Source organism: Proteus vulgaris (assembly GCF_016647575.1).
GTDB classification, from domain to species: Bacteria; Pseudomonadota; Gammaproteobacteria; order Enterobacterales; family Enterobacteriaceae; genus Proteus; species Proteus mirabilis_B.
Genome location: NZ_CP032663.1, coordinates 213,392 through 227,742 on the forward strand (window position 1 = coordinate 213,392; position 14,351 = coordinate 227,742).

Below are 14,351 nucleotides of genomic sequence, written 5' to 3' on the forward strand. Positions count from 1 at the left end.
CTTTTACTCCTCATCATAGTTTTTATCAGCAGCTTTTCAGAGGAACGGTGTGTCCACAGCAGAAGTTCTTAATTCAATGCCATCAGCACAAGCTATTTTGCGAGAAACCTTTGGTTATCAGCAATTTCGCCCTGGTCAGCAAGAAATCATCCATACCATTACAACTGGAAGAGATTGTCTAGTTGTGATGCCGACAGGGGGGGGTAAATCCCTTTGTTATCAAATTCCCGCATTATTACTTGATGGGCTGACAGTGGTTGTTTCTCCACTCATCTCACTGATGAAAGATCAGGTTGATCAACTTTGCCTTCATGGTATTGAAGCTGCTTATTTAAATTCAACCCAAACGCGTGAAGAACAGTTTGATGTTCAAATACGTTGTCAAAAGGGTGAAATAAAACTGCTGTATATTGCTCCTGAGCGCTTAATGATGGAGAGTTTTCTTCATCAGTTAGTGCAATGGAAACCCGCATTACTCGCTGTTGATGAAGCTCACTGTATTTCACAATGGGGACATGATTTTCGTCCTGAATATCGTGGCATAGGGTTATTAAGACAATATCTTCCTGATGTTCCCATTATTGCTCTGACGGCAACGGCGGATAATACAACACGTTACGATATTATTAATCAGCTAGTGTTGCGTGATCCGTTAATTCATATCAGCAGTTTCGATAGACCGAATATCCGCTACACTTTAGTAGAGAAATACAAACCACTTGATCAGCTTTGGCTATTTATTCGTGGTCAGAAAGGAAAGTCAGGCATTATTTACTGTAATAGCCGCAGTAAAGTCGAAGAAACAGCAGAGCGTCTGAGTAAACGAGGATTAAGCATCGCGGGTTATCATGCAGGAATGGAAATTGCACAACGTGCGAAAGTACAAGAAGCTTTTCAGCGTGATGATTTACAAATTGTGGTTGCCACTGTCGCGTTTGGTATGGGAATAAACAAACCCAATGTCCGATTTGTCGTTCACTTTGATATTCCGCGAAATATTGAATCTTATTACCAAGAAACAGGGCGTGCTGGGCGAGATGGATTGCCCGCAGAAGCCGTATTATTTTACGATCCTGCCGATATGGCGTGGTTGCGTCGTTGTTTAGATGAAAAGCCAGAAAGCGACCAAAAAGCAATTGAAATGCATAAGCTTAATGCAATGGGAGCATTTGCTGAAGCTCAAACATGCCGACGCTTAGTGTTACTAAACTACTTCGATGAACATCGACAAAATGCTTGTGGTAACTGCGATATTTGCCTTGACCCTCCTAAGCAATATGATGGTTTAGTGGATGCGCAAAAGGCATTGTCTTGTATTTATCGTACTGGTCAGCACTTTGGTATTGGTTATATTGTTGAAATCTTAAGAGGCGCGAATAATCAGCGTATTCGAGATTCAGGACACGATACATTACCTGTTTATGGTATTGGTAAAGCGCAAAGTCATGAACATTGGGTGAGTGTTATTCGTCAGCTTATTCACTTAGGTATGGTGACTCAAAATATTGTTCATCGCTCTGCATTGCAACTGACAGAGATGGCAAGACCGATCTTACGTGGCGAAGTACCATTACAATTAGCCGTACCAAGATTATTAAGCCCGACAAAAAGCCGTAATCAACAAACAAAAAATGCCCATAGACAGTACGATAGAAAATTATTTGCGAAACTACGTAAATTACGTAAATCTATTGCTGATGAAGAAAACATTCCGCCATTTGTCGTCTTTAATGATGTCACATTGATTGAAATGGCAGAGCAGTGCCCCGTTTATCCAGATGAACTGTTATTAATAAACGGTGTTGGACAACGAAAATTAGAACGATTTGGACCCGCTTTTATGACACTCATCCGTGACCATATTGAGGGCTTCGAATAACACCAATAAGGAGAGCCAATGACAACCACTCTGTTTAAATATTCGTGGTTATCGCGTGAAAAGCAGTTTTCTGCATTTACGAACGGCGTCTTATTGGATTTTTGGGGACTGCGTGAAGAGGGTGAATTTATTGGCGTTGATGGCGCAAAAATTCGCTATGTTCATTGGCGTTCACCATCGCACAATAAAGCATTGGTTATTGCTTCAGGCCGTAGTGAAAGCTATGTAAAGTACCCTGAAGTTGCATTCGATTTCTTTCACTCAGGCTATGATGTTTTTCTTCTCGACCATCGAGGACAAGGGCTTTCTGACAGACTATTAGAAGATACGCAAAAAGGGCATGTAGAGAAATTCAGTGATTATATCGATGATTTCTCGACGTTCGTTGATACGATAGTGTTGCCTTTTCAATACCAACATTATTTTGCGTTAGCTCACTCAATGGGCGGTGCTATCTTAGCGGGATATCTTCTAAAGCAAACTCATGTTTTTAAAGCGGCGGCATTAAGTGCGCCGATGTTTGGCATTAAATTACCCATACCTCGCTGGGTGGCTAATTTTTTAGTTAACCGAGCAGAACAAAGTCAATCTGAAAGAAATAACTACGCGGTATCCACAGGTAAATGGTTTCCACTGCCATTTATCCTTAATGTGTTAACACATAGCCATGAGCGATATCGTCGATATTTACGTTATTATGCTGATTTTCCAGAACTACGATTAGGCGGACCGACTTATCATTGGATGGGGGAAAGCCTAAAAATGGGAGATTGGTTAATTGAACATGCGGGAGAGATTAATACCCCTCTATTAGTGCTCGAAGCAGAGCATGATAAGGTGGTAGATAATCAAGAGCTAAGGGCTTTCTGTGAACGTTATAGTCAGTCCAGAACAAGAGAAGAAAAGCAAAAACTGCCACTGGTGATTGAGGGTGCGCATCATGAAATCTTGTTCGAAATAGATAAGCTACGCTCACAAGCATTAAATGAAATCTGTGAGTTTTATGATAAGCATTTATTTTAATCAGGAACGTGTATGTATTCGATAGTTGCTTCAGATCTGGATGGCACGCTGTTATCACCTAATCATGTATTAACTCCCTATACGCAAGAAACTCTGCACCTACTTATTAACAAAGGCGTGCATTTTGTATTCGCAACAGGTCGTCATCATGTTGATGTTGCTCAAATTCGTGATGGGTTAGGCATTAACGCTTATATGATAACGTCTAATGGTGCGCGAGTGCATAACACTCATGGCGACCTTATTTTTAGCCAAGATCTTGAGCCTGAAATTGCTTATGATTTGGCTCTTATGGTTTTTGATCACCCTGAAATTGAAACTAATATTTATGCAGGTGACTATTGGTATGTTAATAAAGAGATGCCAGGGGCTTGTGAGTTTTTTCGAGAATCAGACTTTGGCTATGAGTTATATTGTAAAACAGGATTTCCGACTACCAATGTTTGTAAGGTCTTTTTTACCTCTGATGATCATGAGCTATTACTGAAGCTAGAGAATGAAATCAATCAGCTCTGGGGTGATAAGGTTAATGTGAGTTTCTCACTGCGTAATTGCTTAGAAGTGATGGCAGGGGGCGTATCTAAAGGTGAGGCACTAGAGAGAGTGGCTGAACTGATGCAACACTCTGCAAAAGATGCTATCGCATTTGGTGATGGTATGAATGACAAAGAGATGCTACAGATGGCGGGTAAAGGCTGCATTATGGAAAATGCGCACCAGACATTAAAAGATTTGCTACCCAATATGGAAGTCATTGGTACCAACGCGGATGAAGCAGTTCCTCATTATTTACGTAAGCTATACCAAGTGTGATCCCAGCTAAAAGAAAAGGCGAACAAAATGTTCGCCTTTTGCTTTTTAAATCCATCTACATTTCGTCAGTGGTATTGCATCGTAAACTGCAATGTTCCATTTGCTTTGCCTGCACTCGTTGTATCAGATGTTTGGATATAGCCCGCCTCTAAAGGAATAGAATAACTCCCTGCGCCGCTATTTTTTTCACTCATAGTAATTAATTGCCCGAGCTTGATAGGCTGATTTTTATATTTAACTTGGATACCGTAACCCTTAGCGGTATTGCTGTCTGTTGGGTTACTTAAACCAATGGTTCCAGCTGTTTGTTGATCATCTGCAACACCATCAAATCGGATCTTAATTGGCGAAACCGGATCACAACTCAAATTAATATTAAAATCTTTGATACTGTCAGGGCTTACAGAGCCAACACCACTAAAACTCGATTTAGGTACAGCACCTAATGGCACATTAATATTATTATTCACAACATCACAGCCACTAGAGATAATGTTTAAAGAGGATAGATTAATTCGAGGTTCATTTTTTCCTACATAGTCACTGGTGATAAAGCCATTATTGTAGAGAATAAGCATAGCGACCCATGAAGCAGGGATCGTTTGTGATTTCACATTATCTCGTAATTTATAAAGCTTCATTTCTAATGACACAGAATAATTGCCACTAGTAGCATTGGTTGAGCAAATAAGGCGATTACTGTAGTTACCATCAATATTTTGCTGACCATCGACATAAGCAGAGCCACTACAACTCCCACCAATAGTGCCATGTAAGGTATAACCTACACCACTGCTATTAAGCTCTTTGACATAAGCTCCATTGACTCTTGGGCTTGATGCATTAAAAGAGCCGGGTAAATAAATCCCTGGTCTTACTGCACCACCGGAGAGATTCCACCAAGTCCATGCATTCACCGTACCTAAATTAATCGTTGCGACTTCGGTTAAAATAGGTGCTGAACGTGAGACATAAATGGGAGCGGAATAGGTGACGGTTTTAGTGGTAAGGTCAGCCCTAAACTCTGCAAATGTGGTTGATGTATACAAAACAGCAGACAGACAACCAAGAGTTATATATTTATTCATTGTGCTCACCTATCTGCATTCAAGTTGTAAAAATTGGATTTTTTCTGAAGCAAGATCCACATTTAACGTTGTTTGACACTGTTCAACGGCACTGTTGCCCCATTTAGCTCGCAACTGGCTATGTTCGGGGACACCATTTAAGAAAACCTCACCATCATTGGCGACAATCCCACTTGAAAGCAGATGTGCGTCTTTATAAATCTCAACTTGAGTACCAAATGGCAGTGGTATTCCGTTGTAGCGCAAGTTTGCAAGTACACGAGCGCCCTTTCTTGCTTTGAAATCGGCTAAGACAATTGCCCCTTTGGTTGGAATAACGGTTGTCGATGTTAATTCAACGTCGTTATTGCCCGTCAAAGAAGCGGGATCAACAGTCACTTTATTACGTTCATAACGTGAAACATTAGGAATAACGGCATAGCCTTGAGCATTGGTATAAAGGCTTTGTGCGCTGCTGACTTTTAAGTTATCAACATCTTCTGCTTTAATTAAAATGGCCGAATCGTAAATGGTACGAGATGGTGTTATCCCACCTTTATGAACCAAAAGTGCACCAGTCGCACCCCAATTCATTGATTGATAGCGTTTGTCGTAACTGTAACCCGCACTGATCTCGCCCCCTGAAGCACTGTAGTTGCCATTAACAGAGCCACTGTATTCTTGGCGAGAATGATTGTAGTTTTGGGATATATCATATTGCAGGTTGTTATCTTCCAACTGAGTACCACTTAAACTCACTGAACTAATAGAATCACCTTGTTTGCTGGTGTTATAGCGATAACTTAACCAGTTGTTATTCTGAGCAATATTAAATGGAAGACTAAAATTAATAGATAAAATTTGATCGGTTAATCCACTTTCTTGACGCTTGTTATAGGCATAAGAGACGCTATAACTTAATGCACGATAATTTGAGTTAAAACTCACATTTACATTGCGATCGACTCTGTCTTGATACCAATAATATTGTTGATAACCATTTAATGAGAGATAGCCCATATCCCCTAAAGATTGTGATACAGATAACTGAAACTGTTTTTTCTTACGATAGAGATGAGAAAATCGCTCATTAGCCGCTGAGAAATCGTAATAATCTTTTGTTGAATAGCGATAAGAAGCTAATGAAAAACCTGTTTTGGTATCAGGTAAATATTTCGAATATTGAATACGATAAGATTGGCCTTGGGCTTCATTGTCATTTATTAAGGTTGTTTTCGCGTGAGTAATGTCCGCAGAAACGGCACCTAAATAGCCAAGATTAACCCCAGTACCCAATGCATAAGCTTGATAATCAGCAGAGATTAATGTGCCACCATAAATGGAGAAATTGTAAGGAAGCCCATAAATAGCAGAGGTTTGAAAGAAATTAGGTTTTCTTGCCGCTGTGTCTGCATGATATTTACCAATATCTACACTGTATTTTAAGCTACCCGCACGTTGCATCATGGGAACAGCAGAAAAAGGTTGTGAAAAGGTGCGGGTTGTTCCATCGGCTTCTTCAATCGTAACTTGTAAATCACCACTGTAAGAAGTGGGATATAAATCTGAAATAGCAAACTCACCCGGTGGAACGGAGGTCTGATAAATAATGCTGTTATTTTGTCGAACAGTGACAACAGCATTACTTTGCGCGATTCCTCTAACAACGGGAGCAAATCCACGTTGGCTTTGCGGCAACATGCTTTCATCAGAAGCCAATTTAATACCACGATAAGGAATACTTTCTAATACATCATTATCAGAAGCGGTTTCACCTATAGTTAAACGACTTTTTAAACTACGAATATCTCGTTCAACATAAGTCTGTAAGCTATTCCACTGAGATGAATTATCACTGTTTTTATTGTAGTTACTGTGGTTACGTAAACGCCAAGCGCCCACGTTAACACCACTACGTAACCCTAAGAAAATAGAGTTACTATTATTTTGGTCATGATACCAATACTGATTTTGACGATAAGTGTAATTTACAAAGGCAGCATTTATGCCATCGTTCCACTGTGCTGGTGGAATATAGCCTTGCCCATAATTGTATAAAGCAATTTGTGGTACAGAAAACGACAAACGTGCTCGTGAAAAATCATACTCATACTTTGCATTTGGAATAACGCTAGCAATATCGGTAATTGTTGATGTGCTCGCTTGCTGGTTAAATGACGAAGTTGCAGATTCTTTCACTCCCCAATTTAATAAATCTTGTTTGGTGAGCTCTGGCGCTAGCGTCTTTTTTTCTTCATCAAAAATAAAACGGACTTGGCGATTATCAATTAATTTATTATTGAGATAAATATCAACAGAGTAGATACCAGGAAGTTGTCCTCCAGTATAAGAAAAATAATCAAGGCTATTAATATCCGCGACCTGATTTTCTATTCCTAAATTGAGTGCATCAGGGTTAAATTGCTCTTCAGCAATGACCTGATAAGGAAATAAAATAGAGGCTATCGCCATGGCAAGCACACAGTGGCGATAGAGATTATCAGTAGGAAATACCGGTAATCGTTTTGTAGATAATGCGATGATGGATAAAGTCATAACTCTACACTCTTAATTTAATACTTTATCTACAGTTGCACCGTAGTCATTAATAAACTGCACAGTGACTTTCTGAGAAATTGGACTCTCTTTAAGTAACACCACTTCTTGATAAGGGTTGACTAAAGGGTCGTAAGGGTAGCGTTTGTCATCAATAAAAATATGTTTGATCGTGAGGTGATAAGGTGTCTTGTTGTTAAGCACCAAGCCTTGACTTTGTTTTGATAATTCGACGTTATTAAAGTTAAGTGGCTCAATATCATGGGAGCGTAAAAAGAGTTTAAATTGAGAATTAATGACGAGTTGCAATTGATTCTCAGGGCTTTTTTCAACGGGTGGAATTGATTTTATATTAAGCCAATAGACAACTTCAGTATTGGAATTTAACGGTTCACCAGTATAGGAAATACGCGCAGTTCCTGTTCCATCAGGCTCGATACGAAAAAGCGGTGGTGTTGCAATAAAAGGGGTTTTTTCTGAGCCTTGAAAAGCAGAAACCCAACTCTGGATAAGATAAGGTTTTTCTTTATCGGTATTTAGAATAGGAATGCTTATTTCACGAGCATTATCGTTATAAACAAACCGAGTTCCCCCCACACTTACTCCAGCAGCATGGCTTACCGTTATGAGAGAAAATAATAAAAATAGAGTTAGAAAAATATTCTTTTTCATAAATGGCGCCACAAAGTTAAGGGAAATAAGAGGGTAATAAGGATTACCCTCGTTTTTTATTATTTATATTGGATGCTATAAACCGCAGATCCATTTGCTGGGCCTGGTGTTGCTTGGGCTGTTGCTTTGTAACGTGCAACATAATCTAAGTTAATTTCAGTCCCTTTGATTTCGACTTCTTTCGAATCGTCATATAGGTTTATTTGAGATACGGCATCTTTTTCAAACAGAGCGATACCTACATTTGTCGCGCCACCAGAGACTTGGTCAATGGCTAAAATATCGCTATCAATTGCGTCACGAGTCCCACCAAAACGGACAGCGACAGTCGTATCAACAGGGCAATCAACTAGTTTAATAGTGAAGTCTTTAAGGCCTGCAACTTCACCTTTAGTTGCTAAACTTTTTGATGATACTTTTCCTAAATCTACGGTTAGATTTTTAGAAGAGCTATCCACAGTACAGGCTTGATCTGTTATTTCTCCGGTAAAATTAATTGTGCCCGATGCAAAAGCAGCAGGTGCAGAAAGTAGAGAGAGACTCATCCCTAATAAATAGAGAGATTTATTTAATTTGCTCATGATCGGTCCTATATAAAAAGTAATTATTTTTACTTTTTAATTTATTTATAAGTATAGATTTAAGTATTGGTTTATTCGCATAGGAAATATGCCAATAAAATATAACATCACGAAAAATTTAAGTTAATAAAGATTTACATGAGTTTTTTTGTTTTTATATCAAATTATTTAATGTTAACTTTTAAAATTTAAATAATGTTTAATTAGTCACTAATTAAATTTTGATGTAGCCCATTTATTAAAGATGATAAGTTTGTAATATCTCCTGTTGAAAATGAATTTTTATTCAAATAAAGATAGAACTTATATTCTTTATCTTCATTACGCATATTTAATTGTTTAATCGTATTTTTATTCAATTCTTCTTGAACAACCGTTAATGGAAGTCGAGAATAACCAAGGCCTTGCTTAACAAAGTTTATTGCTGTTTCCACTGAGCCAACATGAATAATTTGATTATTATGATCGGCATCTGAGCTGTTAGCGAGTAAAGAAATATAGGTATGTTGTTGTAATTCCTTTGATAATTCATCATGTTGTAGATGTTGTAAAATACTCTCAGGGTGTGTCACTAACACCGTTTTAATGCTTCCTAAATCAATGGGTTGCAATGATTTTATATTGTAATGTGTTATCACCAAATCTTGATCTTTTTGCGCTAAAATATCTGATTTACTAAGCGCTGTTTTATGAATATTAATATCATAGTGTTTATTATCTTTAATAAATTGAGAAATTTTATTCCAGAAAAGACCCGAAATATATAAAGGATCTATGAGTATATTTATCTTTAACTTATTGTTAAGTATTAGATTTTTTGCCTCTTTTTCTAATGAAATCGCTTTTTCAGTAATTTCTCTAGAGAGTTCAAGTAATACTTTACCTTCATGAGTGAGTACTGCTCGTCTTTTCTCTAAAGAGAGGATTTCAACGCCTAAAGTCTGCTCTAATTTATTGATAGTATAGCTAATTGATGATTGTGTTCTATGTAATGCATCTGCGGCCTGAGCAAAGCCACCGTAGTCAACGACGGCTTGTAAGGTAATCCACTGATCGAGAGTCGTTCGGGATTTTTCCATAATGGAACCTTTATATTATTGTTTATTTAATACTCATTAAAAATGAAGCTAGCAATATATCTTAGCATTGTTAATAGGTACTAATACTCATTTTTAAATCAAGTTTAAAAAATATTAACATTATAATCTGTAATGTCATTTATTAATAAGTAGTACAATTGTGAGAAAAATATTTATTATTTTTTACTTTTTTTATTTAAAAGTTTTTATTTTATAAATTATATTTGGATTATTTTTATTCTTCTTTGTTAATTTTCCCTATATAACTAAAAAGTGTTACTTAGAATAATGACTAATATTTTATATTTATATTAGTATTGGTGTTTGTTCATTTTTTATTTTTAATTTGATATTTTATCAAACTATATTTTTTAATTAAGATGTGTTTTAATTTCTATTGTTTTAAAATAAGCCTGTATTTATTGTTTATAATTATTTTTCTTTTTATTTTTTTATCTATTCTTATTCTTTCTTAGCATTAAAACTTAGAATGTTAAATAATTCATATTTGGTTTAAGGTGATTAAAGTAAGATAAATAAGTCTATCTTTAATAATAAACACTATATGGTAATCTAAATTGGACTATATTTGGTGTTAAATGTTGATATGTGGAAGTGTTCTGCTATGTAAATCTATTAGCATTTTAAATGCTGATGTTAAGTTTTTTACGCTATTAACAGCTTAATTTATTTAACTTAGGGGATCGTAATGGTCAGTTAGATATAATAATTTAGAAGCTAAAAACTAACAAAGAGTAATTTCTACTCATTTAAGGAGTGTAATTAAGTATAAAAACGTAAAAACATGATTTAGATCAATAATTGGAGGTGGATTTTGGTTAGGAGTCCGATTCCGTTAATAGAACGGTAAAATAATAAAGGTAAGACAAAACACATTTCACCTTAAGGTAAATTAAATGCCTTATCCAAAATGACATTTTATTCTCTGGTTAAATTGGCCATTAGTTAGAAAAATATACTGCATTAAAAATGCTTGCCTGAAAAAATAGCGACCCTTTTATGATGCTCACTTTATTATCTTCATATTGCTACATTGTGATAGATAGTTTCTTTTTGTTATTAATTATCAATTTTATTAAACAAAAAATCAAAAAATAATCTGCCTTTTTTCTAGAAATAAGAGATCAAGAAGAGAATACGGATTAATTTTATACAATCAATGAGCTATAAGAGAAACAGATACACAGAGCGGGATGAAAAAGGTATTAGAAAAGGGGATGAAAAGGATGAGGAAGAAAAGAATAAAGCCATTATCTTTCTTTTTTTTTCGAGAAGATAATGGCTTTTTATCAAATTAATTGAAGTGGAACTTATAACCCGCCCACTTCTCTTGGTGTTGCTCGCATTGAGCTACGAATTGTATTACCCATCATATCCACTCTTGCTTGGAATGGTGGGAACGGTAATGGGATACCATGTTCTGCAAAGGCTAAGAGAATATTTTGATGGATTTCGTGTCTTGCTGGCATTCTATGCCCCATTTCTGCGGCATAAACACGTAATTCGAAAATCTGAATACCTTGTTGTAAATCGACCAAATAAACTTCAGGTGCTGGGTTTTCTAAAATCATCGTAGAGCGTTTAGAGGCTTCTAATAACACATTCGTTACTTGCTCACTGTTGCAGTCTGCTGGCGCAGGGATAGTCATTACGATACGAGTGACGGAATCTGACAGTGACCAGTTAATAAATTGCTCTGTAATAAAGGCTTTATTCGGTACGATAATTTCTTTTCTATCCCAGTCGGTCAACGTAGTTGCCCGTGTGTTGATCTTAGAAATATTCCCCGTCAAATTACGAATGGTGACGGTATCGCCAATACGGATTGGTTTTTCAAATAAGATCATCAATCCTGAAATGATATTGGCAAAAATTTCTTGTAAACCAAAACCTAACCCGACACCCATTGCCGCTACTAGCCACTGTAATTTTGACCATTCAATCCCTAATAAAGAGAAGCCCACAATACTACCAATTAAAGTGATGGTGTATTTGGTCATGGTAGTAATGGCGTAACCTGTACCCGGTGTTAAATCAAGATGCTGTAAAATAGCCAGCTCAAGCAAAGCAGGGAGATTTCGAACTAATTGGGTTGTGATAATAATGACGAGGATCGCCACTAAAATAGAGCCCATCGTGATAGGTTGCACTGTGTTAACGCCATTCACTGATGAGGTGACATCCCAAAGTCGAATATTGTCGACGAAAGAGAACGCAGTGTTTAATTCAGACCACAATAAGATCATCGAAACTAATGCGATCATCGTCAGAATAGAGCGAACTAAACCAATAGATTGCGCACTGATAGCATCAAGGTCTATTTCTTGTGCTTCAATTTCAAGTCCTACTGTGCTCTCACCACTGCTTCCGACAATTGTATTTTCATCTTCACCTTTTGCACGCTGAGCCAAAATTTCTGCACGTTTTTGTTTAGCTCGTTCAAAGGCTAATTTCCGGCGCTGAATAAGCATCCACCTTTGAATAATGTGATAAATAATCAGTAGAGCAAACCAAATGGCGACAGACATTTCTAAACGACCGAGTAAAACAATCGATGTAGAAAGATAACCTAACACTGCGGCTAAACCTGCAATAACCGGAGCAAGTAGCAAGAACCACCACAAAATGGTGTTGATCAGGTTATCACCAGATCCATGTTTATCTAGATAAAGCGGAACGTGGGCTTTTTTAAGGCTAGAAGTAATAAAGCTTAAGGCGATACAGAGCAGTAGGAAGCAGAAGCGACCAACTGTCGGTGCAAATTCTCTATCACTATAATATTCAAAGGTAATTAAGGACATCATCAGTGGAACGATGACAAAAATAGAAAGCTGGTAAAAGCGCATTGCTTTTTTAACACGGCTCTCTTTCCATTTAAATTGAGCTATAAACAGACCATTATGACGTGCAAAGGTTGCACTGATCATAAATAACCACAGTACTGGTGCCGCGGCTGTTACCCCATATCCAATCGCTCCTGCCATTGGATAACGCCATTCAACACTTTGTAAGCCATAACCTACGGCAGACCATAACAGAGGTAATGGTAACGCAATTAAAATAGACCAAAAGACAGTGCGTATCGTCAGTGAAAAGTGATCTTGTGTGACCTTACCAATACGGTTACTGACTCTTTCAAGAAATGCGTTGTAGTGTTTTCGAGTACGCAGGCTAAAACCCACAATTGATAAAGTGACAAATAGGAATAGGAACGTATCCTGATTTTTAAGCATGCTAACAGCCGCATGCCCTAATTGTGAAAAGGTATCTAGCGAAAGCAGTCGAGTGATATCTTTGACTAATAAAACCGGATAATTAAATTTGATAGGGCTGATATCAGCAACCCAGAACATATAACGGTTTGTTGCATCTTTTGTTTCTTTTAAAGCATCCGCTAATTGCGTTGTGGCAACTTTTAGTTTTGTTAATTCAAGAATTTGAGAATCATAACCGGATAGCAACGAATTCAATAATTCATGACGTGCTTGAATAAGAGAATCAAAAATATATTGCTGAGCTTCAGGCAATTTAGAGCCATCGGTAGTTTCTGGTGGCTGGATCTTACTTAAGTTTTCCAGCATATCCTCATAACCTAAACGCTCGACACGCAACTGAATAATATCTCTATCAAGCTCTTGTGAACGAGGCATTTCAGGCAAGCGGGAAAGTTGTGTTCTTAATGCTTCGCCCAATGCAGTAGAGCCACTTAGCCACTGTGCTTGTTCTCGAATAGTGGTGAGAGTTTGACGAACTTGTTGTGTCTGCTGTGTGGTAATGCGCTGTTTTTCTGATAGCTCGCTCATTTCCTGAGTTTGTTTATTCAAGATCTGAGAGAGTTCACGGTTAGTTTGGATCTGCTTTGTTAGAAACTCAGGAAGCTCACCACCTTTCTCCGCTAACATTTCTGTTTTTTCTAATGCGAGATCAGCGACTTCTTGGCGCTTTATATTTAATAAGCTGCGCAATTGTTGTAGTTGTACATCAAGACGTTGATAGCGTTTTTTAAACAATTCTAAGCGAAGGCGAGCGATTTCTTGGCGGTTATTAGCGGAAAGCTGTGCCATTTCAAGCTCATTAACCATCGCTTTACGTGCGGTCACTTCTGCTTGTGTGAGCTTATTTTGTGCTTCTGTTAACGGTGTTGTTGATGCACTGGCAGCCGCGAGTCTTGCCGTTGCATCACTGAGTAAACGGCGTGCTTCAGAAAGCTGTTGGGGTAATAAATTTAAAGATTCGCTAATTTCGCGGCTTTTATCTTGTTCTTGTTGTTGAAGCCTTGCTTGTTCCATTAATTGGCTGCTGATTTGAATAATTTTCTGTTCTAAATCAGGAATGCTAATTTTTTCAGGAATAGTGGGAACTGCGTGACTTTCCTCAAGAAGTTTGGTTCTTAGCTCTTGCGTAATTTGAGGGTAATCATCAATGGTTTTTTGATAGCTGTCTGCGTTTGTTTGCGCCTTTTCACCATCATTAATCCAGTTGATAGTCCCTTGTAGCGCCTGAACTGCCTCAATATCTTGAGGATTGGTGCTTCCTTCAAGTTGTTTAATATCTTGACGTAATTTCTCTACATCCGCTGATATTGCGGATGCGCTTAATGAAAACGTCAAAAAGAGCGAGAAGAAAAGACTGATTATCAGGCGCACAAAGTTACTCCGAA

The 14,351-nt window shown here is 37.5% G+C and carries 9 protein-coding genes; 3 read left to right on the top strand and 6 right to left on the bottom strand.

All coding sequences use genetic code 11. The features are described from left to right. Nucleotides 1–49: 49 nt before the first annotated feature. The 3 genes from recQ to yigL are packed head-to-tail and all read left to right on the top strand — an operon-like array spanning nucleotide 50 to nucleotide 3,715. A complete protein-coding gene (recQ, locus tag D7029_RS01095; RefSeq protein WP_194951634.1) occupies nucleotides 50–1,879 on the top strand; it encodes an ATP-dependent DNA helicase RecQ in 1,830 nt (609 codons plus the stop codon). Nucleotides 1,880–1,897: 18 nt separating this feature from the next. After that, on the top strand, nucleotides 1,898–2,902 hold the full coding sequence (gene pldB, locus D7029_RS01100) for a lysophospholipase L2 (RefSeq protein ID WP_088494014.1): 1,005 nt from the start codon (nucleotides 1,898–1,900) through the stop codon (nucleotides 2,900–2,902). A 12-nt stretch (nucleotides 2,903–2,914) separates the two neighbouring features. Beyond that, nucleotides 2,915–3,715, top strand: a complete 801-nt coding sequence (gene yigL, locus D7029_RS01105; protein ID WP_088494013.1) for a sugar/pyridoxal phosphate phosphatase YigL — start codon at nucleotides 2,915–2,917, stop codon at nucleotides 3,713–3,715. A 65-nt stretch (nucleotides 3,716–3,780) separates the two neighbouring features. On the opposite strand, the gene D7029_RS01110 is transcribed toward yigL, so the two are convergent. From D7029_RS01110 to mscM, 6 genes are all read right to left on the bottom strand, one after another. Next, nucleotides 3,781–4,803 carry a fimbrial protein gene (locus D7029_RS01110; protein WP_194951635.1) on the bottom strand — a complete coding sequence of 341 codons (1,023 nt, stop codon included), beginning with the start codon at nucleotides 4,801–4,803 and terminating at the stop codon, nucleotides 3,781–3,783. A gap of 9 nt (nucleotides 4,804–4,812) precedes the next feature. Then, nucleotides 4,813–7,338: a fimbria/pilus outer membrane usher protein gene (locus D7029_RS01115; RefSeq protein WP_194951636.1), complete on the bottom strand. Its 2,526-nt coding sequence runs from the start codon at nucleotides 7,336–7,338 to the stop codon at nucleotides 4,813–4,815. 12 nt (nucleotides 7,339–7,350) lie between these two features. Beyond that, a complete protein-coding gene (locus tag D7029_RS01120; RefSeq protein WP_194951637.1) occupies nucleotides 7,351–8,010 on the bottom strand; it encodes a molecular chaperone in 660 nt (219 codons plus the stop codon). 59 nt (nucleotides 8,011–8,069) lie between these two features. After that, nucleotides 8,070–8,591 (bottom strand): fimbrial protein, encoded by a 522-nt coding sequence (locus tag D7029_RS01125; RefSeq protein WP_194951638.1) that lies wholly within the window; start codon nucleotides 8,589–8,591, stop codon nucleotides 8,070–8,072. A 203-nt stretch (nucleotides 8,592–8,794) separates the two neighbouring features. Beyond that, on the bottom strand, nucleotides 8,795–9,670 hold the full coding sequence (locus D7029_RS01130; protein WP_194951639.1) for a LysR family transcriptional regulator: 876 nt from the start codon (nucleotides 9,668–9,670) through the stop codon (nucleotides 8,795–8,797). A gap of 1,331 nt (nucleotides 9,671–11,001) precedes the next feature. Beyond that, nucleotides 11,002–14,337, bottom strand: a complete 3,336-nt coding sequence (gene mscM / locus D7029_RS01135) for a miniconductance mechanosensitive channel MscM (protein WP_088494012.1) — start codon at nucleotides 14,335–14,337, stop codon at nucleotides 11,002–11,004. Between the last annotated feature and the right edge of the window lie 14 nt (nucleotides 14,338–14,351).